Origin of the sequence: Campylobacter concisus, from assembly GCF_050447505.1 — a bacterium.
GTDB lineage: Bacteria > Campylobacterota > Campylobacteria > Campylobacterales > Campylobacteraceae > Campylobacter_A > Campylobacter_A concisus_BP.
The window spans coordinates 196,010-215,723 of sequence record NZ_JALMFZ010000001.1 but is presented as its reverse complement, the minus strand read 5'-3'; the positions used below and the strand labels follow the sequence as shown (position 1 = coordinate 215,723).

At 42.3% G+C, this 19,714-nt stretch carries 16 protein-coding genes, 5 tRNA genes and 1 pseudogene; 12 read left to right on the top strand and 10 right to left on the bottom strand.

Annotation, left to right across the window (positions count from 1 at the left end):
• Positions 1 to 109 precede the first annotated feature (109 nt).
• On the bottom strand, positions 110 to 1,267 hold the full coding sequence (locus MTT09_RS01040; protein WP_429802031.1) for a double-cubane-cluster-containing anaerobic reductase: 1,158 nt from the start codon (positions 1,265 to 1,267) through the stop codon (positions 110 to 112).
• The gene (locus tag MTT09_RS01035) at positions 1,254 to 2,033 is read right to left on the bottom strand and encodes an acyl-CoA dehydratase activase (RefSeq protein ID WP_429803691.1); all 780 of its coding nucleotides are present in this window, start codon (positions 2,031 to 2,033) and stop codon (positions 1,254 to 1,256) included. The genes MTT09_RS01040 and MTT09_RS01035 overlap by 14 nt, the downstream gene beginning before the upstream one ends.
• A 152-nt stretch (positions 2,034 to 2,185) precedes the next feature.
• Between MTT09_RS01035 and MTT09_RS01030 the strand changes: the two genes are divergently transcribed.
• The 7 genes from MTT09_RS01030 to MTT09_RS01000 all read left to right on the top strand — a co-directional run bounded on the left by MTT09_RS01030 (position 2,186) and on the right by MTT09_RS01000 (position 7,384).
• Positions 2,186 to 3,538 (top strand): MATE family efflux transporter, encoded by a 1,353-nt coding sequence (locus MTT09_RS01030; protein ID WP_429802029.1) that lies wholly within the window; start codon positions 2,186 to 2,188, stop codon positions 3,536 to 3,538.
• A gap of 44 nt (positions 3,539 to 3,582) precedes the next feature.
• A complete protein-coding gene (locus MTT09_RS01025) occupies positions 3,583 to 4,251 on the top strand; it encodes a CsgG/HfaB family protein (protein ID WP_103570524.1) in 669 nt (222 codons plus the stop codon).
• The gene (locus MTT09_RS01020) at positions 4,236 to 4,640 is read left to right on the top strand and encodes a DUF4810 domain-containing protein (RefSeq protein WP_103570525.1); all 405 of its coding nucleotides are present in this window, start codon (positions 4,236 to 4,238) and stop codon (positions 4,638 to 4,640) included. Before MTT09_RS01025 ends, MTT09_RS01020 begins: the two co-directional genes overlap by 16 nt.
• A complete protein-coding gene (locus tag MTT09_RS01015; RefSeq protein WP_103570526.1) occupies positions 4,630 to 5,307 on the top strand; it encodes a DUF799 domain-containing protein in 678 nt (225 codons plus the stop codon). Before MTT09_RS01020 ends, MTT09_RS01015 begins: the two co-directional genes overlap by 11 nt.
• A gap of 5 nt (positions 5,308 to 5,312) precedes the next feature.
• Positions 5,313 to 6,101, top strand: a complete 789-nt coding sequence (locus MTT09_RS01010; RefSeq protein WP_103570527.1) for a DMT family transporter — start codon at positions 5,313 to 5,315, stop codon at positions 6,099 to 6,101.
• The gene (locus MTT09_RS01005; RefSeq protein ID WP_103570528.1) at positions 6,079 to 6,501 is read left to right on the top strand and encodes a Sua5 YciO YrdC YwlC family protein; all 423 of its coding nucleotides are present in this window, start codon (positions 6,079 to 6,081) and stop codon (positions 6,499 to 6,501) included. Before MTT09_RS01010 ends, MTT09_RS01005 begins: the two co-directional genes overlap by 23 nt.
• A gap of 640 nt (positions 6,502 to 7,141) precedes the next feature.
• Positions 7,142 to 7,384, top strand: a complete 243-nt coding sequence (locus MTT09_RS01000) for a hypothetical protein (RefSeq protein ID WP_429802025.1) — start codon at positions 7,142 to 7,144, stop codon at positions 7,382 to 7,384.
• A gap of 10 nt (positions 7,385 to 7,394) precedes the next feature.
• Here MTT09_RS01000 and typA read toward each other — a convergent pair whose 3' ends face one another.
• Entirely contained in the window at positions 7,395 to 9,197 is a 1,803-nt protein-coding gene (gene typA, locus MTT09_RS00995; protein ID WP_004317297.1) for a translational GTPase TypA, read from the bottom strand.
• 1,175 nt (positions 9,198 to 10,372) lie between these two features.
• On the opposite strand from typA, the pseudogene MTT09_RS00990 reads away from it, so the two are divergent.
• The 5 genes and pseudogenes from MTT09_RS00990 to MTT09_RS00970 all read left to right on the top strand — a co-directional run.
• Positions 10,373 to 10,759 (top strand): annotated as a pseudogene (locus MTT09_RS00990) (flagellar hook-length control protein FliK); the annotation flags it as partial.
• Between the two features lie 8 nt (positions 10,760 to 10,767).
• Entirely contained in the window at positions 10,768 to 11,475 is a 708-nt protein-coding gene (locus MTT09_RS00985; RefSeq protein ID WP_012001036.1) for a flagellar basal body rod modification protein, read from the top strand.
• Positions 11,476 to 11,480: 5 nt separating this feature from the next.
• Positions 11,481 to 13,082 (top strand): flagellar hook-basal body complex protein, encoded by a 1,602-nt coding sequence (locus MTT09_RS00980; protein WP_429802023.1) that lies wholly within the window; start codon positions 11,481 to 11,483, stop codon positions 13,080 to 13,082.
• A 166-nt stretch (positions 13,083 to 13,248) separates the two neighbouring features.
• Positions 13,249 to 13,818: a hypothetical protein gene (locus tag MTT09_RS00975; protein WP_103613530.1), complete on the top strand. Its 570-nt coding sequence runs from the start codon at positions 13,249 to 13,251 to the stop codon at positions 13,816 to 13,818.
• A 20-nt stretch (positions 13,819 to 13,838) separates the two neighbouring features.
• Positions 13,839 to 16,280, top strand: coding sequence for a molybdopterin-dependent oxidoreductase (locus MTT09_RS00970; RefSeq protein ID WP_429802020.1), 2,442 nt, complete (start codon positions 13,839 to 13,841; stop codon positions 16,278 to 16,280).
• Between the two features lie 1,758 nt (positions 16,281 to 18,038).
• On the opposite strand, the gene MTT09_RS00965 is transcribed toward MTT09_RS00970, so the two are convergent.
• From MTT09_RS00965 to MTT09_RS00935, 7 genes are all read right to left on the bottom strand, one after another.
• Positions 18,039 to 18,123: transfer RNA gene (locus MTT09_RS00965), tRNA-Leu, on the bottom strand.
• A 14-nt stretch (positions 18,124 to 18,137) separates the two neighbouring features.
• Positions 18,138 to 18,214 (bottom strand) — tRNA-Arg (locus MTT09_RS00960).
• Between the two features lie 15 nt (positions 18,215 to 18,229).
• A tRNA-Arg gene (locus MTT09_RS00955) sits at positions 18,230 to 18,306 on the bottom strand.
• 6 nt (positions 18,307 to 18,312) lie between these two features.
• Positions 18,313 to 18,389 (bottom strand) — tRNA-His (locus MTT09_RS00950).
• 9 nt (positions 18,390 to 18,398) lie between these two features.
• A tRNA-Pro gene (locus tag MTT09_RS00945) sits at positions 18,399 to 18,476 on the bottom strand.
• A 166-nt stretch (positions 18,477 to 18,642) separates the two neighbouring features.
• The gene (locus tag MTT09_RS00940; protein WP_429802018.1) at positions 18,643 to 19,113 is read right to left on the bottom strand and encodes a prepilin-type N-terminal cleavage/methylation domain-containing protein; all 471 of its coding nucleotides are present in this window, start codon (positions 19,111 to 19,113) and stop codon (positions 18,643 to 18,645) included.
• A 121-nt stretch (positions 19,114 to 19,234) separates the two neighbouring features.
• A complete protein-coding gene (locus tag MTT09_RS00935) occupies positions 19,235 to 19,702 on the bottom strand; it encodes a type II secretion system protein (protein ID WP_429802016.1) in 468 nt (155 codons plus the stop codon).
• Positions 19,703 to 19,714 lie beyond the last annotated feature (12 nt).

Genomic DNA, 19,714 nt, shown 5'->3' with positions numbered 1-19,714 from the left:
TATTTTTAAGTTGGAATTTTCACTTTAGCTGACTTGTAAATTTAGTAAATTTCTCCATTTTCAAGTCAGCCACTCTAAATTTGACGCCAAAACAGACGCCAAATTTATCCTAAAGCATCTCTATAAATGCCTCGAGCCTTGTCTTGATCTGCCCAGCGTCACTCGTCGAAAAGTCCGTCTCAAGCGCCATATAAGGCGTATCTACGTCGTTACACGCCCTTTTTATATTGGCAGTTTCTACGTTGTAGGTGTGACAGGCTTGAAGCACAACGTCGATCACGCCGTCCGCCTTATACTCTTTTATCATCTCTTGTAGCACATTTTCTCTCTCTTTATTTGGCGACATGATCGAGCAAGGTATCGCCATGTAGCGCTTTGCTATGGCATTTATAGGATCGTCATTTTCATCGACAAGGTTGCTAAAATTTTTAGTCCCAGTGCAGTTTTCGTAAGCCACCACGACGCCGCCTACCTCTTCTATGGCTGGCACGATCTTATCATAGACCCCGCCACTTGGACAGCCTGTGATGATGATGCGTTTGGCATCCTTATGCACGGGTGAAATTTTATCCCTAACGCACTCTTTTAGCTTCTCAACGATGATCTCAAGGTCGCTTATCTGCTCCTTTTTATCAAATATAAAGCCATTTCCATATAGCAGTGCGTGTAGCTCTTTGCCATTCATTGGTGGTGGCGTTAGTTTCATGAAATTTTGAATTTCCCCCATTAGCTCGCGCTCTTTGTTAAATAGCCTGATAGAGTTTCTAAGCTCCTCATCGCTTACGCTCACGCCAAATTTATCCTCCAGACGCTTTTTTAGCTCCCTTACCTCATCTTGCCAAATTTCTAAGCTCTTTTGGCTCTTGAAATGTGGCAAATGCATGACATGCACATCTTTAAATTCGCCCATTAGCTCATACATCTTCTTCTTGCCGTCGCACGTCGTCTCGCCGATGACGATATCAGAGTTTCGCACAAATGGGCACTTGTTCGCTTTTGCAAAGCCGTAGCTTGCCTTTATGAGCGGACAGAGGTTTTTAGGCAGGTACTTTTCGCCCTCGATCACGGCATTATCGCCAGTTGCGCAGACACTCACACTATAAGCGTTTGCCGCGTGGATGACCTCCCTTGGTGTGTAGGTGCAAAAGATAGCCGCGAGCTTTTGACCGCTATTTTTGACTGCTTCGACGTTTTGGGCTAAATTTTTCTTAGCGCTATCATAGGTAGCGAAAATTTCGCTCAAACTCATACTCTCATTTATCGCCATTTTCTCTCCTTAAATTTCTTATTCCTGCAAGGCTAGCGCCTATCGCACCGCAGTAGATCGCATCTTCGTGCGTGCTGACGCTAGCTTGCAAGCAAACTTCTAAATTTTCTCTCACATACGAGCTCTTGCTAAAGCCACCACTTAAGAAATACCTCGTATTTGCCTGTTTTTTGACCAAATTTGAAATTTTATTTATAGCTGAGATGATCACCGCTTTTGCGATATTTTCTCGTGAGACGTTTTGAGCGATGAGGCTTATGATCTCAGACTCCGCAAAGACCGTGCACATCGAGCTTATGGATATATCTTTGTCGCTATTTTTAGCAAGGCGTGTAAGCTCATCAAACCTAACTCCTAGGCGGTTTGACATCACTTCAAGAAATTTACCAGTGCCGGCTGAGCATTTATCATTCATCGTAAAGTCCGTCACCGAGCCATTTTCAAGCTTGATAGCCTTCGTATCTTGTCCGCCCACGTCTATAACTGTGCAGTCACTTTTACAAAAGTAGTGCGCCCCTAGCGCGTGACAGGTGATCTCTGTAAGGGTTTTATCAGCGTATGGCACCGAGACTCTGCCGTAACCTGTCGCAGTAAAATATAGCTCGCCAAGGCCTAAGCCTAAAACTCGCTCTTTTATAAGCATGGCCGTATCTGCGCTGCTCCAGCCAGTTGGGAGTAAAAATAGCTCCTTTATCTCGCCACTACTTGCCTCTATGACGGCAACTTTTGCAGAAGTTGAGCCTATATCAATACCGATTGAGTGCATTTTGTATCCAAAAAAGGTCTTTCTAAAACTTAGAACTGGCGTGATTTTACTCACTTTAAGACAAATTTGTCAATAAATAAGACCCAAAAATTTATAGCCTTTTCACCTTTTAAAATTTATAATTTACCCACACTTTACAAAGGGGATGAAATTTGAAAAATTTGACAAACGAGCAGAGATTTTTCTCAAATGCCGACCTTGCAAGGCTATTTTTCCCTATCGCCGTAGAGCAGTTTTTAGAGTATAGCCTTGGCCTTGCAAACTCGCTAATGGCGGCAAGCGTTAGCGAAAGTGCGGTGAGTGCGGTAAGCCTTGTGGAGTTTGTCATGGCGCTATTTATTAGCATATTTACCGCCATAGCCACTGGTGGCTCGGTGGTCGCTAGCCAGTATCTAGGCAGCAAACAAAGCGGCAACGCCAGAAATACCGCCGATCAGCTAGTTTGGTTTAGCCTGATTTTTGCCATTTTTATAGCCCTTGCCATCATAGTTTTAAAAGATCTCATCTTAGATAAAGTCTTTGGCGATATCGGCGAGCAAGTAAGGAGCGATGCTAGCCACTACCTCGTTTTCTCAGCCATTTCAGCTCCCTTTCTAGCCGTCTATGCAGCAGCTGCGGCGATCTTTCGCACGATGTCAAACGCAAAGCTACCTATGTATATCATGGCGGCTGCAAATTTACTAAACGTGCTACTAACTGCCATTAGCATCTACACATTTCACACAGGAGTGCTTGGCATCGCCATTAGCACGCTCATAGCAAGAGCGATCGCTTGCTTTGTCATCGTCTATCTGCTACTTGATATAAAGCTAAAACTTCACATAAGAAAGAGCCTTATCTATAAATTTGACTACGAGATCATCAAGAAAATTTTAAATATCGGCGTGCCTTATGGCTTTGAAAATTCGATGTTTTACGTGGGTCGCATCATTGTTTTGAGCCTTGTTTCGCTCTTTGGCACGGCAAGCATCGCTGCAAATGCCGTGGGCGGGACGATCGTGATGTTTCAGGTGCTCCCTGGCATGGCAATAGGCACAGGCCTAAGCGTAGTCGTAGCTAGATGCATCGGCGCAAATGACTTCAATCAGGCTAAATTTTACGTAAGAAAATCAATGATAAGCATCTACATCGTGCAGCTTTTTAGCACGGCTGTCGTGTTACTGCTTCTTGAGCCGCTACTTCGCGTTTATAATCTCTCAAACGAAGCCATAAATTTAACAAGGCAGATCGTCTGGTATCACGGCATCGCGATGTGCCTCATCTGGCCGCTTGCCTACACCTATCCGACCGTTTTTCGAGCTGCTGGGGACGCAAAATACCCGATGATAGTAAATTTAGCCTGCATGTTTGCTTGCAGGATCGTGCTAGCTTATATCTTTGCGCTCACCTTTGATCTTGGCATGATAGGCACTTGGTTTGCGATGTTTGCCGACTGGGCGGTAAAGGCGGTGCTCTTTGTGCGCAGATACGCAAATGGCACGTGGATGAAATTTCGAGCCATTTAAAAAAAAGTAGTAATATACACACGATTTTGTCACAAAGGATAAAGATGAAAAATGTTTTAAAATTTAGTGCAGCTCTAGTGATCGCAGCGCTTTTTGCAGGGTGCGCAAGCGAAAGCTCAAGAGTGGTAGAAACTCCAAAAGTAGCAAGCTACGGCTCAGTTTATAACGGCAAAAAGGTCTCAGTTTCTATTGGTCGCTTTAACAACCAATCAGCCTATCAAAATGGCGTTTTTGGTGACGGCGAGGATAGACTTGGCAACCAAGCTCAAAGCATATTGATCACAAATTTACAGCAAAGCGGTAGATTTTCAGTGCTTGATAGATCAAATATGAAGGTGATCAAACAAGAAAGCGAGCTAAGCAAAGAGGCTCAAAATTTAAAAGGCTCAAGATACGTCATAACTGGCGATGTAACCGAATTTGGCCGCAAAACAACAGGCGATCACCAGCTATTTGGCATACTTGGCAGAGGCAAGAAGCAAACCGCTTACTCAAAGGTAAATTTAAACGTTGTCGATACCAAAACCGCAGAGGTCGTCTACTCAGTTAGTGGCGCTGGCGAATACACCCTTTCAAACAGAGAGGTGATCGGCTTTGGCGGCACCGCAGGATACGACTCTACGTTAAATGGCAAGGTGCTAAGTCTAGCGATAATTGAAGCTGTAAATAACCTAGTAAACGGCATAGAGAGCGGAGCATGGCAAGTAAAATAAGGCTTGCCTGCCTTGGCGCTCTTGCGCTCGTGCTAGCAGGGTGCAGCAACGCAAGTGGCCCAAGGTCGCTTTACTACTGGGACGGCACATATAGTAGCTCGCTATATAGCTATCTAAGCGAAGATGGCGACGCAACCGAGCAAATTTCACGCTTAGAAAATTTAGTGCAAACCTCAACCCAAAGGGGCTACAAGGTTGCGCCAGGGCTTTATGCACACCTTGGACTTTTATACTTAAATAATGGAAATTTAGGCGCTGCAAATGCAAATTTTGACAAAGAGGTGCAAAATTTCCCAGAGTCAAAAGAATTTATAAATTTCATCAAGGGCTCTAAAAATTTAACCCCAAAAAAGCAGAGCAAAAAAGAGGGAGCGAAAGATGAAAAATAGCCTGAAATTTATAGCTGTGACGCTTCTTGCGATATTTTTTGCGGGTTGTTCTTTCAAAGAGCCTGAGCCATACGACTACTCAGCCTTTTTGCAAAAAAAGCCACGCTCCATCCTAGTACTCATGCCAACAAACGATAGCACCGAGGTTGCTGGCTCAGCAGCGGTTTTGGCTAACTCAGTAGCCCCACTTAGCGAGGCTGGATACTATGTATTTCCAGTGGCTCTTGTAAATGATACATTTAAGCAAAATGGCATCACTGAGCCAAGCGAGATCGCAGCCGTGCCACTAAATAAGCTTGATAAAATTTTTCACGCCGATAGCGTGCTTTACATCAACATCAAAGACTACGGCACGAGCTACGTCGTGGTCTCAAGTTCTACAAAGGTAGTGCTTGAAGCAAAGCTAGTCGATATAAAAAGTGGCGCGACGCTCTGGCATGGCGAGGCAGAAGCTGCAGAGGATAGCGGCAGCGGGCAAAACAGCCTGCTTGGCATGCTAGTCTCAGCCGTCATCACGCAGGTGGCAAACACCATCTCAGATAGATCATACGACCTAGCAGTAAGAGCCGATGCCTACCTCTTTTCTAGAAACTGCCGCGACTGCATACTTTATGGGCCATACTCGCCTCACTACGGCAAAGACGCTCAGCTACATAAAGATAGATAAATTTAATGTCCAGCCATCAACTTGGAGTGCTTCTTACGCTAGTTGGTGGCGTTCTTTGGGGATTTAGCGGAGTTTGCGGGCAGTATCTCTTCTTGCAAGGCATAAGCGCTGATTTTTTAGTGCCTTATAGGCTCTTGCTAGCTGGAGCTTTTATCGTGCTCTACTACGCTTTTAAGGCTCCAAAGGCCGTTTTTGCGCCACTTACTGACATAAAACTGCTAGCTGAGCTTCTCACATACGCTCTACTTGGACTTATGATGACGCAGTATGCCTACTTTTACTCGATCGAGCTCTCAAACGCCGCAGTTGCGACCGTCATTCAATACACAGCCCCAGTTCTCATCCTAGCCATCATCTGCCTAAAAGAGAAGCGAGCGCCAAGACCGCTTGAAATTTTAGCTCTGCTTTGCGCGATGCTTGGCGTCTTTTTTCTTGCTACGCACGCGCAAATTTCAGCCCTTGTTATCTCGCCAAAAGCGCTATTTTGGTGCTTGGTAAGTGCTGTTTGCGTCTGCGTTTATAACCTAGCTCCCGCAAGGCTAAATGCCAAATACTCAGTCGCGCTCACGCTTGGCACGATATTTGCATTTAGCTTTTATATGACTGGAGTTAAGCTCATAGGCGCCTCAAAGGCCAGCATGATAGCCTGCATAGAGCCACTAAGTGCCGCGTTTTTTGGCTACTTTTGGCTTGGGACGAAGTTCCTCTTTTGGGACTTTTTAGGCTTTGCTCTCATCATATCATGCATATTTTTACTTTCAAAGAAGAGAGATGATATACCTAGCGCAAACTGACACGACGGCTGGCTTTTTAAGCAAAGACTACAAGGAGATAAACCACGCCAAAATGCGAAGTGAGGGCAAACCTTGCCTAATCACGACGGCTAAATTTAGCGTTTTACGTGGGCTTGCTAGAGCGCCAAAAAAATATAAAAATTTCATCCGCCGCTCAAGAAAGACGACATTTTTATATCCAAATTTAAAAGCGATTAGGGTCGTAAAAGGGTGCGAACACGAGAAATTCTTAAGCAAATTTGACTGGCTTTACTCAAGTAGCGCAAACAAAAATGGCATGAAATTTGACGAAACTTGGGCTAGAGGCGTGGCTGATGAAGTTGTTGATGAACGATTTTTTGAAGATACGCCATCAAAAATTTATAAAATTTCAAAGTCAAAACTAAAAAAGATCCGCTAGTTAAATTTGCTCCCTGCACTTTTTATAAATTTAGGTAGCTTTGTTGTGGTTTGAGATGATAAATTTGCCAAATTTCACAGCTTGCAAGAGCGGTTTTAAAAGCTAGTTTTTTAGACAAGGTTTAAATTTAATCTACTAATTAGATAAATTTACAAATGTCCAAACTAAATTTAGCCTATCTCGTATTATAAGCCTCGCTCCAGACTATATTTTGAAATTTAAAGTCTGCCAGATGCTTTAGCCAAGCACTGGCTGATATAAATTTGCGCCAATATCTAAAGTTACCAGCTAAAACCAAATTTAAGTCATTCAGGCTCCGCCAACTCACATAAATTTACAAATTTAGAGCAAGAAAGGACTAAATTTCATTAAATTTAGCTCATTTGTGCGAACAAAGTAGCCATTCGACGCAACACCACTACAACCACGAAAGCAAAATCAGTCACGCCACAAATTTAAAATTTTAGCCACTATCAAAATTTGGGTGCTGAGATGCTCAAATAAGCAAATTTAACAGCTCTCAAAACCTAAATTTAACCCTTTTGCAAATTCAAAAAAGCAAATTCAATCACCACAGCTAGTTGCTTTTTCACGGGCAAAAATAGTCTTTGTAAAACACAAACTACTCTATAAATTTCTCATGACGGCATCAGATCAGACAAATTTACTTATCAAGAATAAATTTACAAATTTGAAGCGCCAGAACAAAAAACAAAAAGTAGCCTTTCTAAATTTACATCAGTTAAAACCAAAAATTCACCTAAATTTAGCCAGCTCCATTTGGCACAAACAGATAAATTTACAAACTAGATTATTAAATTTGGTTTTGGGGATTAAATTTCACTTGCTAGCCCTTTGGCTGGCACCAAAGGGAATTTGCTAGCAAATTTGGATTATAGTTTTGCTTTTCTTTTGCGCTCTGTTGGGTCTAAATAGCGCTTGCGAACGCGGATATTTATAGGTGTAACCTCGACTAGCTCGTCATCTTCTATCCACTCTAGCGCGCGCTCAAGGCTTAGCTTTCTAGGTGGGACAAGTTTGATCGCATCGTCGCTACCACTTGCACGCACGTTTGTTAGGTTTTTACCCTTGATAGGATTTACGTCAAGGTCGTTTGGACGGCTGTGCTCGCCGATGATCATGCCCACATAGACTTTTGCCTGCGGATCAAGAAATAGCACACCACGATCTTGCAAGTTAAATAGCGAATAAGCAAGCGTTACGCCGTTTTCCATAGAAACTAGCGCGCCGTTTGTTCTGTGCTCGACGGTGCCGCTAAGCGGTCTAAACTCCAAAAAGCTGTGGTTCATAACGCCCTCACCTTTTGTGTCAGTCAAAAACTGGCTTCTAAAGCCGATAAGGCCGCGAGCTGGGATCTCAAATTCTATCCTTGTTTGGCCGTCGCCTGTTGGGTTCATAGAGACCATTTCGGCCTTTCTTTTGCCAAGTTTTTCGATGACTGTGCCTGTCGTATCATCAGGCGCGTCGATCACTAAAAGCTCGTATGGCTCACATTTTACGCCGTTTATCTCTTTTACGATGACCTCAGGTCTGCCAAGTAAAAACTCATAGCCCTCGCGGCGCATATTTTCAGCCAAGATAGTGATCTGAAGCTCGCCACGGCCGCTTACTTTAAATTTGCCCTCGCCGATGTTTTCATACTTCATCGCGATATTAGTCTTCATCTCGTTTGCAAGGCGCTCATCGATCTTATTTGATGTGACGTGTTTGCCCTCAGTGCCTGCTAGTGGGCCGTCATTTACAGAAAATACAACGCTAAGTGTTGGCTCTTCGATATGGAGCGGATCAAGCGGATGTGGGTTATTTGGATCAACGACGCTATCGCCAACGTCAAGCGCGTCAAAGCCAGCGATCGCTACGATGTCGCCAGTGCCAGCCTCGTTTATATCGATCCTATCAAGTCCCATAAAGCCGATGAGTTTTGAAATTCTACCAGTTGTCTTTGTGCCATCAGCCTTTGCAAGCATGACGTTTTGGTTTTTAGCTATCTTGCCGTTAAAAATCCTCGCGATGCCGATCTTGCCGACATAGTTGTCATAATCAAGCGTGAAAACCTGAAGCTGAAGTGGGTTCTCGTCACTACCGCTTGGAGCTGGCACGTGAGCTAAGATAGTCTCGAAAAGTGGCTGCATATCTTTGTTTTCATCGCTTAGTTTTAGCTTTGCGTAGCCATTTTTTGCAGCTGCATAAACGACTGGAAATTCTAACTGCTCGTCATTTGCATCAAGCGCGACAAAAAGGTCAAAAATTTCATTTATAACGCGGTCTGGATCGCCTGCAGGTTTGTCTATCTTATTTACGACGACGATTGGGCGAAGTCCAAGTGAGAGCGCCTTTTTGACGACGAATTTAGTTTGTGGCATAACGCCTTCTTGCGCATCGACAAGTAGTAAAACGCCATCAACCATCTTAAGAACACGCTCTACCTCGCCACCAAAGTCGGCGTGGCCTGGGGTGTCGATGATGTTGATCTTTGTATCTTTGTAGCGAATGGCGGTGTTTTTAGAAAGGATCGTGATGCCACGCTCTCTTTCGATATCGTTGCTATCCATTACACGCTCGCCAAGGTTTTGATGCTCGTTAAATGTTCCTGACTGCTTCAAAAGCTCATCAACCATTGTTGTCTTACCGTGGTCGACGTGCGCGATAACGGCTATATTTCGTATCTTTTCCAAATTTTTCTCCGTTTATTAGTTTGATATTTTTCGCTTTATCAGTTTTAAAATAGGGGCAGATTATAGCCAAATTTTTATAAATTTTAAGCTGATATCAAGAAATTAATTTTTGGAATAGATTTTGCATGTAAGCGTTAAGTTTTTAAATTTAAAGGGATTAAATGCAAGCTTACACAGCGAAAAACAACGTAGATTTGCTAGCTCCTGCGGCTACCAAAAAGCCTGCAGCTGCGAAGAAGTCTCAAAACAACGGCGAGTTTTTGTCGATGGTTTTGGATGCGGCTGCGAGCAAGGCAAATAGCGGTCAAAAGATCACCGAAAAGGATGTCAAAGAGATAGTAAAAACTGTTGATATCCAAAAAGAGACGATAGAAAAGGCGCAAAACGAAAGCGTGGCAAAAATTTCGGCCGCACTTGAAGAAAATTTGGACGAAGATACAAAAAATGAGCTCTATGAAAATGCAAATTTCATGCAGCTTTTGCAAGTTTTAGAGATACTAAATGGCAATGAAAAGGTAAGTAAATTTCCAAATTTCAGCGACAAAATAGCAAATTTCTTAAGTGTGCCCCAAAACGTCGAAGAGCTTAGCAACGTTAAAAGCGTTAGCGATCTTATCGACCTTGCTAAGAAATTTGACCTTGGCCTTGAAAATATAGAAATTTCAAACGAAGATGTGCCAAAACTAAACGAGATGTTTAAAAATTTAGGCAAGCAGGAATTTTTCACGCCGATAAAGACCGAGGACAAGCCTTTTTACCTAAAAGAGCTAAAAAACGAGGTCGAACAAACTATCATCAAAAACGAGCCAAAAGAGGTCGTAAAGCTTGATACTTTGCTAAAAGAGGTGGTGGCAAATCCAGTCAGCGAAGTTAAAAATTTAGTCAAAGAAGAGCCTAAAAAGCTAGATGATAGCGAAGTAAAGCTTGATGATGAGATAGTGGATATTGAGCCAGATGAGCAGCCAAAAGAGCCAAAAGTAAAGGTAAATTTACACGAGCAAAAGGCGCAAAAAGCCCCAACTCTTGAGTCGCTACTCTTTCCAGAAAGAGAGCAGATGAGCGAGGCTGAGCCAAGCGAGGAGACCTTTAGCAGCGATAATAAATCAGAGCTAAATCAAATGGTAAAAGATATCGCAAACAGCGCTAAACACCAGCTTCAAACAAAAGCGGAGATAAAAGAGACGCTTAGCAACTTCTCTTCTACGCTAAAAGAGCAGGTGCAAAACTACAAAGCGCCGATCACTCGCTTTAACATCACGCTTAACCCGCTAAATTTAGGCGAGGTCGAGATCACGATGGTTAATCGCGGCAATAACTTACATGTAAATTTTAGCTCAACAACAGCCACGATGAACCTCTTTTTACAAAACCAAGCTGAGTTTAAAAACAGCCTTGTAAATATGGGATTTACCGAGCTTGAGATGAATTTCTCAGACCAAAACCAAAGACAAGAAAAAAGAGAACAAGCAAAGAACAAATATAGCTCAAATCAAAGCGACGAGAGCGAAAACGCTCAAGCGGAACAAAGCTTGCTTGAGCTAGTAATACCAAGATATATTTAGGAGAGATTATGGCTTCAGTTTCAGATATAACCACACAAACAACGCAACAAAAAAATGCCGAGAAAAAGGCTAACTCTAGAATAGATGCAGCAAAAGGCACAGGCACAAACCCAAATTCACAGCTTGACAAAGATGCATTTATGAAGCTACTTTTAACCGAGCTTCAGCACCAAGACCCAACAAGCCCTATGGATACTGAAAAGATGCTAACGCAAACTAGCCAGCTAGCATCAGTCGAGATGCAAGAAAATACAAACAAAGCGATGAAAGAGCTAGTAAATCAGCTAAAATCAAACGCAAATGCCTACGCTATCTCAGCCCTTGGAAAGATGGTCTCAACTGGCTCAAATGCAGTCACACTAACAGATGAGAAAAAAGATGCAAAATTTGCGCTTTACTTTAAGACAGATCTTGCAAATGGCAAAATCGAGGTCAAAAATGCAAATGGTCAAGTCGTAAGAACAACTGATCTAAACGAGACAAATGCAGGCGTTCATAACCTAGCTTGGGACGGCAAAGACGCGTCTGGCAACCAAGTGCCAAATGGCTCATACACCATTTCAGCGACTTACACTGGCAAAGATGGCAAAGAGTATAAAACACAAGTAGGCAACTACCCAGTCGAGGCGGTGAAATTTGTAGATGGCAAGGCTATGATGAAGGTAGCTGGCGAATACGTTTCAATGGATAAAGTATCTGAATATTACGAGGGCTAAAAGCCATGATGAGAGGTTTTTACAACGGGGTTAGCGGCATCAAGACGCAAAGCTTTGGTATGGATGTTTGGTCAAACAACATCTCAAACATAAACAATGTCGGTTTCAAAGCTTCAATCCCTGAGTTTAAAAATTTAATAAACCAAAACCTAGTCTCAGCAGGCAGTGGCCCAACTAGCGATCAAGTGGGACTTGGAGCTACTAAGCAAACGACTGCGCTTGACATGTCAAATGGTAGCTTTCAAAGCACCGATAACAACTTTGACCTTGCCATAGGCGGAGATGGCTTCTTTGGCGTTGTCGATAAAACAGGTAAAAACTACTACACAAGAACAGGCACTTTTGACATAGATGCGGCTGGAAATTTAGTAGATACTAGGGGAAATTTACTACTTGGCACGCTTGCAAATTTCACTCCGACCACGCCAAGCGCGAGCGCTCTTAAAAAATATGGTCAAACCTCAAGCGCGCCACAAGCTTTTACCGTCTCGCAAGAGGAGCTAAGTCTGGGCGATCCTGGCTCGCAAAAGGGCATAACGCTGCCTCATTTTTTATTTATGCCAGCTGAGGCTACTACAAACATCAGCCTAAAAGGCAACCTAAACTCAACCCGCATAACAGATAAAAAAACGACAGCGCTTGATGCTAGCCAATACGCCTACACGCTTGATAATACAAACAAGACGATCTCACTAAACGGACAGATCCCGCTAAGCACCACATCTCTTGGCGCAAAGGCTGGCGACAGCGTGGTCGTAAAAGTAAAAGACGGCGATGGTAAATTTAGCGAGTTTTCAACCACACTTGAGGGTGACGGCACTTGGCAGATAAACGACAAGAGCCTTAAATTTATGGATTTTGCAAATTTAGAGGTAAATGCTGAAGTCACATCGCTCGTTGAAGTGCCAAACAAAGAGAAACTAACCTCTGACATCTACAACGCAGACGGCACAAAGAGTTTGGTCACTATAAATTTAACCAAGCAGATCCCACAAACTGGCGACCAGACTATCTGGGACGCTGTGGCAACGATAACTGATGCTAGCGGAGCCGTGCAAAATACAGCGATGGGCTCGCTTACATTTAATGGCAGCGGCAGGCTTATCGCAAATACGCTAACAAGCGTTGGCGGCGTAAATTTAAACTTCGAGGGCGACGGCGATGCGGACGTTTATAACGGTATGACAAGCTCAGCAAACGCTAGAAAAGACTTCAACATAAAAAGAGATGGCTACGCTGAGGGGCTTTTATCAAAATATAGCGTCGATGATCGTGGCAACATCATGGCAAATTTCGACAACACTCGAGCATTCCCCGTGGCAAAAGTGGCGCTTTATCACTTCATAAATGACCAAGGCGTGGCAAAGGTTGGCGACAACCTCTATGAAGCCACAGCCAACTCTGGCGAGCCATTTTTTTACAAAAACAAAGCTGGTGAGACCGTTTATGGGGCGCAAATTTTAGCAAACAAGCTTGAGATGAGTAACGTCGATCTTGGTCAAGCACTAAGCGAGGTGATCGTCACGCAAAAGGCCTACGAAGCGAGTGCAAAAAGCATCACAACAAGCGACGAGATGATACAAACCGCTATCCAGATGAAGAAATAATCCTTAAAGTAAATTTGGGCGAGCAATCGCCCTATTTTTATAACTTTAAATTTACTTTAGACCTTTCAAATCCCCTAAAATACTTACTTTTCTCTAAATATAGCAATATAATTTTAAGCGTGCTGGTTATAAAATTCATTTAATTTCTTTTTTTAAGGATTGTCAAATGAAAATGCTATTTTTAGCCCCAGTGCTAGCTTGTAGTCTTGCCTTTGGTGCTGATGTGATCGCAAAAGATGCGAACATAACACTTGATGGCAAGATGATCGGTAAGATCGAGGTTTTAACGCCAGTTGAAGTCGTCGAAAAAGGCGATAAAACGAGCAAGATCAAGGTTAGTGGTGTAGTGTCGGCAAACTACTTGGCTCAGCTTCAAAGAAGCGTAGAAGATCCTGAAGTTTTTGTAGCTTTTGATGACGAGAGCGAGGCAAATTTCAAAAAAGTAAAAGACCTTGAAGATGACTATGGCGAGGTTTGGTACCAAGCTGATGGCGTTTATGAAGTGCCAAATGACGCGCTTGGTGGCAACCAAAAAGAGCTTTACGCAAAGGCAAAGAAAATTTACGAAGAGACCTGCTCGGCATGTCACAGACTGCACGAGCCAAACAGCTTTACAGCCGCTCAGTGGCCAGCAAATTTATCTGGTATGGTCGATGCGAAATTTGTTGCACTTGATGAAACTGATCTAAATTTAGTGCTTAAATACCTACAACACAATGCCAAAAAAGTAAAATAAATTTTCATAAGGGAGAAAATATGAAAAGACGAGATTTTATAAAATTTTCTGCACTTGCTGCCACAGCAGCGCAGGCAAACAAGATAGAGGGCGTGACAAAGACCATCTTTGATCAAAGCAAGACCTTTGGCGCAAATAGATTTGGTCTATTTTGGGCAAATACCAACTCAAACCAAATCGTCTCTGTCGATCCATTTGAGGGCGATAAATTTCCAAATACCATGAACAACAGCTTGCCAGACCTCATCCAAAACGAGAGCCGCGTGCTCTATCCATACGTGAGAAAGAGCTATCTAAAAGCAAAAGGCGCAGCAAAGAGCGAGCTTCGCGGCAAAGAGGAATTTGTGCGCGTTAGCTGGGATACCGCCCTTGATCTAGCAGCAAAAGCCTTAAAAGAAAATTTTGATAAGTATGGCCCTGAGAGCATCTACGGCGAGTGCTACTGGTGGGGCGGTAGCGGCAAGATCAGCTGGGGTAGGACTGTTGGTCACAGGATGCTAAAAGTGCTTGGCGGATACGTAGAAGAGAGCGGCGACTACTCAACGGGAGCTGGCCTTGTCATCATGCCTCACGTTTTAGGCAACAGCGCCGTTTATGATGCTCCGACAAAGTGGGAGGCTATCGCTAAAAACGCTAAAAACGTTGTATTTTGGGGTACTGACCCGCTTGTAACTGATCAAATTTCATGGCAGCCACCAACACATGATGGCTATCTTGGCATCAAAAAGATAAAAGAGGCAGGCATAAAAACTTATAGCGTTTGCGTCTTTAAAAACGACACCACAAGATACCTTGACTCTGAAGCTATCGTCGTTCGTCCAAATACCGACGTAGCAATGATGCTTGGCATGTGCCACTATCTATATGAAAACAAGCTTTACGACGAGGAATTTATCAAAAAATACACAGTTGGCTTTAATAAATTTAAAGACTACCTACTTGGCACAACCGACAAGGTGGTAAAAGATATCAACTGGGCGAGCAAAATTTGTGGCGTAAAAGCTGAGGATATCGCTAAATTTGCAACAGCACTTGCAAAAGAGCCAAGCGTCATCATCGCAGGCAGGTCACTTCAAAGACAAGATCACGGCGAGATGAGCTTTTGGGGCATAGTAACACTTAGTGCGATGCTAGGTCAGATAGGCAAAGAGGGTCTTGGTTTTGAGTTTAACCTCTACTACTCAAATGGCGCTACAGACAAGATCGCTCCGTCACTAAAAGGCATCAGCACTAGCATAAGCGAGAAGTACGACAACGTAGATGGCGCTCCTTGGAAGAAATTTAAAAACGTCACCATCCCATCTTCAAGATCGATCGAGGCTTTGCAAAACCCTGGCAAAGAGATAGACTATGACGGCTCAAAGATCAAGCTACCACACATGAGAGTGGCTTACATGGCGTCTGGATCGATGTTTACAAGACATCAGGATGTAAATAACGCCGTAAAAGCGTGGCGTAAATTTGACACCGTAATAACCGCTGAGCCATTTTGGACAAGCACAGCAAAACTAAGCGACATCGTCTTGCCAGTAGCCCTCGAAGTCGAGAGAAATGACATCAACCAAAGCGTGCCTACTAACGAGTACATCGTAGCTTATAAGCCTGTCGTAGAGCCTATGGGCGAGAGCAGGAGTGATTACTGGATCTGCTCACAAATCTGCAAACGCTGGGGCAGAGAAGAGGTCTTTACAGAGGGCAAAGATGAGCTTGGCTGGGCGAAAGAATTTTACGCAGACGCAGCCGAGCAAGCTAAAGGCATAAATGTCAAGATGCCAAGCTTTGATGAGTTTTGGAAAGAGGGGTATGTTAGATTTGAGCAAGATGACGAAGCGAGCAGATACTACACAAGGCTTAGCGCTTTTAGAGAAAATCCTCACAAAAACCGCCTAGGCACGCCATCTGGCAAGATAGAGCTCTACTCTCCAACTATCGCTAAATTTGGCTACAAAGACTTTGCGCCGCACGTTGCTTGGATAGAGCCGTTTGAGTGGCTTGGCAGCGAAAAAGCTAAAAAGTATCCATTTAGCGTCACAACCCCACACTCAAGATACCGCCTCCACTCACAGCTAAATAACTCAATAATCAGAAACTACGCTGAGGTGAGCGCTAGAGAGCCAATGCTAATAAACGTAAATGACGCTAAGGCAAAAGGCATAGCAACTGGCGACGTGGTGAGAGTATTTAACGACAGGGGCGAAATTTTGGTTGGTGCGCTAGTCACTGACATCATCCCAGAGCACGTCATCGCCATCTGCGAGGGTGCATGGTACGATCCTGAAGTGCTAGGCAAAAAGAGCCTTTGCAAGCATGGCTGCGTCAATGTCCTAACTCGCGACAAGGGCACATCTAGCATCGCTCAAAGCAACTGCGGACACACGATCCTTGTAAATTTAGAAAAATATAAAGGCGAGATCAAGCCGATCACTGCATTTTCTAAACCAAAAATTTTGCAATCTTTGTAGAATTTATATAAATTTAGCCCTCGCTTGGGGGCTAAATTTGATCATTTGCTAATTTTAATCAAAATATCTTGTGGCTTAAATTTGATCCATAGTTAGTCAATCAACCTGCCCTAAGGCGCTAAATATCACTTACCAGAAATAACAACTGGCGCTAGAATTTATCTATAAAACCAAAATGATCACTACTAAATTTATTTTTGCAAATTTAGGCACGCTTATCGCCTGATCAAAAGCTACAAAGCAAACAAATTTCTATGCCTTTAAAAAGGCAAACTGCTACCCTGAAGTGTTTTTAGATCAAGATGATTGCAGAGTAAATTTCAAAGTCAGTGTAAATTTGGCTAAAAATTTGCTAGTAAAATTTTAGATTTAAGTCTGAAATGACTAAATTTCGTCGTAAATTTTCGTGCTGCTAAGTTTTCTAGTCAAATTTAATGAGAGCAGAGCTATCATAGCTAGCTCCATTGTCGCTAGTTCTCAAAACACTGCTACCAACACAAGGCAACTATTTTAAATAGCCCAAATTCACAATCCACCCTATTTTTACTCTTAAATTTAGCTCAAGATATAAATTTATGAGTAGAATTTGGCTCCTGAGATGGTCAAATTTGGTCGTAAATTCTATGTTATTAAAAATTTTGATGAGAATACATCAACTATAATCAACTGCGTTGTCGATAGCCACAAGCAATGCCCCGCGCATAATATCAGCATTTTCTAGTAGTTCAAATTTATTACTTCTTTTTGTAAATTTACCCTATTTTATCTTTTTAAATTTAGCTCCAGAAATGTTTAAATTTAGGCGTAAATTTCTATTTATAGTTAAACTAGTAAGCGCACATCAGCCGTAACTATCCGCCTTATATCGCGATCTATCAAGGCATTGCCAGAACATAAACCATAAAAAAGCATCTTTTCTGGTAGCTCAAATTTAGCGCTTTCGTTGTAAATTTGGTCTCTTTTTTAAGTATCGTAGCTTCTAAAATTTAAACCATAGCAAACAAATTTAGCCATAAATTTCTATCTCATTTGGTTTTGTAGTTAAATTTAGTGGGCATATCAACCGCAACCAACTTTACGCTACATTTGATAAACCTTGCCTTCATACAACCTACAAAAGCCGTCTTTACCCGATAAATTTACCGCCCACCTTTCAAATTTGGCTTATTTTATTATTTGAAATCGAAGCGTCCAAATTTTTAAATTTAAGCCCAAAAAACTAGATTTAGCCCTAAAATTTTATGTTTTTATACTTTACGACTAATTGCCATAAACCGCACAAAAATATGCTTATCTAATAGTTCAAATTGACTGCCTCTGTTGTAATCGCGGACTTAACGTTTTAATTTACGCCCAAAATGACTAAATTTGACCCCTAGATTTGTAAAATTTGCGCTCAAATTTTAGAGTAGTGCTTCATCTGCAACCAGCCGATCTTTCTGCCCACGCTGATCGATCTGTTTAAGTCAAAAGCGCATTATCAAACTCATCAAAAATGGCTCAAAATAGCTCATCAAGCCAAACAGCGCGCGTCTTTAAGCATTACTAAAAGCGGCAGCCTAAACGTTACCGCACTTACCCTAGGTTTTTACTATCTCTTTGTTTCTAATGGCATAAGAATTTGATCTATAAATTTTATAAATTTAATGCAAATCGTTTGATAAGTGAAAATTTCTACTAAATTTTAAATAAACAAATTTGATAAAATCAAATAAAAATCGAGTTTTTTAGAAGTTTTAAAAATGGATTTTAAAAAGATGGTGCGGATGAGAGGACTTGAACCTCCACGCCGTGGGGCACCAGATCCTAAGTCTGGCGTGTCTGCCAATTTCACCACATCCGCACAACAATAATAAGTGGTACGCCCATCAGGATTCGAACCTGAGGCCTACGGCTTAGAAGGCCGTTGCTCTATCCAGCTGAGCTATGAGCGCATAAAGTCTTTCAAGTGGCGCGCCCGATAGGAGTCGAACCCATAACCTACAGATCCGAAGTCTGTCGCTCTATCCAATTGAGCTACGAGCGCCCAAAATGGGGTGAGTGATGGGAATCGAACCCACGACCCTCAGGACCACAATCTGATGCTCTAACCGACTGAGCTACACTCACCGTTTAACATGGTCGGGGTGAAAGGATTCGAACCTTCGGCCCTCTGGTCCCAAACCAGATGCGCTAACCAGACTGCGCTACACCCCGCCTGAGTCGTGTTTGTAAGTTTATGCCACTACCTCATTAAAAAGTCGCATTGTATCTAAAAATGTTATTGTTGTCAAGAAAAAATTAGTTTTGGACTTTATTTTTATAAAATTTCAAGAATTAAGTGTAAATTTCAGACTTTAAAGCTTTTTGAAAAAATATCTAGCTAAAAAACGATGCGAACAGCGCTAAAGCTGATATGAGCTGGCAATGCTCCTTGTGCTGGCTTTATCATGGTCTGACTAAAGCGCTTAAATTCTGGAGCTTCCCAAAGCTTTTTGCATAGGCCTTGCTCACTGATATCTACTCCTAAGCAGCTTTGATCTGCGGCAAAGAATTTTAATGAAATGCACCTTTCGTTTTTAGCAAAAAAGCCAAGATCACCAGAGCTATCCACAACCCCAGCATTTGTCATCTCTTTAAATTTAACTTTATTGTTTATAGTATCAAGGGCTAGTTTGCCTTGTGATATATAGTAGGCATTTATCTCTTCTATAGCGGTTCTAATCTCCGCCATAGTCTTTACTAAGACCGCATCATCTCTTGTAGCATTGATCCTTGGGATAGCGATCGCGACTAATACGCCGATGACAACTATAACGAGAATTAGTTCGATCATAGTAAAAGCTTTTTTCATTACTTCATCCTTGAAATTTGAAGTTATATGATTATAGCTAGAATTTTTATAAATGAAAAATAAATTTTTAAGGAAAATTTAAAGAGAGATGGCAAGGAAATTCCTTGCCAAAAAGTAGAAATTATTTATTCCAGTCAATACCTATGCCGCCAAATTTTAAAACCTTTTTATTATCAGTAGTAGTAGTTAGGCTGTCATTAACACTTTTTAAGCCAGGTAGTTGCCATATGTCATTACATAGACCTGCTGTTCCAACCACTACCTCTAAAGCACCACTTGTAGCTGAAGGGCCTTTGACTTCAAAACAATTATCTGCTTTTGCCTTAACAGGATTTGCAACGTTTGTCATCGCAGCTATATCAATATTACTACTAGTAGTGCCGCCACTACTAGTAGTTTTTGTAGCAAATTTACCTTGTGAAGTATAGTATGAACCTAGATCAGAAACAAGTGTTTGAATGTTTGTAGCAACTTTAGCTATCTCTGCATCATCCCTTGTTGCAGCTAGTCTTGGTATGGCGACTGCGGCTAATATGCCTAAAATCACGATCACGAAGATCAACTCGATCATTGTAAAACCTTTTTTCATGGTTCCTCCTTG

Excerpts from the sequence above, each read along its gene's own strand:
- MTT09_RS01040 (WP_429802031.1), bottom strand. The coding sequence starts at position 1,267 with ATGGCGATAAATGAGAGTATGAGTTTGAGCGAAATTTTCGCTACCTAT.
- MTT09_RS01035 (WP_429803691.1), bottom strand. The coding sequence starts at position 2,033 with ATGCACTCAATCGGTATTGATATAGGCTCAACTTCTGCAAAAGTTGCC.
- MTT09_RS01025 (WP_103570524.1), top strand. The coding sequence starts at position 3,583 with ATGAAAAATGTTTTAAAATTTAGTGCAGCTCTAGTGATCGCAGCGCTT.
- MTT09_RS01020 (WP_103570525.1), top strand. The coding sequence starts at position 4,236 with ATGGCAAGTAAAATAAGGCTTGCCTGCCTTGGCGCTCTTGCGCTCGTG.
- MTT09_RS01015 (WP_103570526.1), top strand. The coding sequence starts at position 4,630 with ATGAAAAATAGCCTGAAATTTATAGCTGTGACGCTTCTTGCGATATTT.
- MTT09_RS01010 (WP_103570527.1), top strand. The coding sequence starts at position 5,313 with ATGTCCAGCCATCAACTTGGAGTGCTTCTTACGCTAGTTGGTGGCGTT.
- MTT09_RS01005 (WP_103570528.1), top strand. The coding sequence starts at position 6,079 with ATGATATACCTAGCGCAAACTGACACGACGGCTGGCTTTTTAAGCAAA.
- MTT09_RS01000 (WP_429802025.1), top strand. The coding sequence starts at position 7,142 with ATGACGGCATCAGATCAGACAAATTTACTTATCAAGAATAAATTTACA.
- MTT09_RS00985 (WP_012001036.1), top strand. The coding sequence starts at position 10,768 with ATGGCTTCAGTTTCAGATATAACCACACAAACAACGCAACAAAAAAAT.
- MTT09_RS00980 (WP_429802023.1), top strand. The coding sequence starts at position 11,481 with ATGATGAGAGGTTTTTACAACGGGGTTAGCGGCATCAAGACGCAAAGC.
- MTT09_RS00975 (WP_103613530.1), top strand. The coding sequence starts at position 13,249 with ATGAAAATGCTATTTTTAGCCCCAGTGCTAGCTTGTAGTCTTGCCTTT.
- MTT09_RS00970 (WP_429802020.1), top strand. The coding sequence starts at position 13,839 with ATGAAAAGACGAGATTTTATAAAATTTTCTGCACTTGCTGCCACAGCA.
- MTT09_RS00940 (WP_429802018.1), bottom strand. The coding sequence starts at position 19,113 with ATGAAAAAAGCTTTTACTATGATCGAACTAATTCTCGTTATAGTTGTC.
- MTT09_RS00935 (WP_429802016.1), bottom strand. The coding sequence starts at position 19,702 with ATGAAAAAAGGTTTTACAATGATCGAGTTGATCTTCGTGATCGTGATT.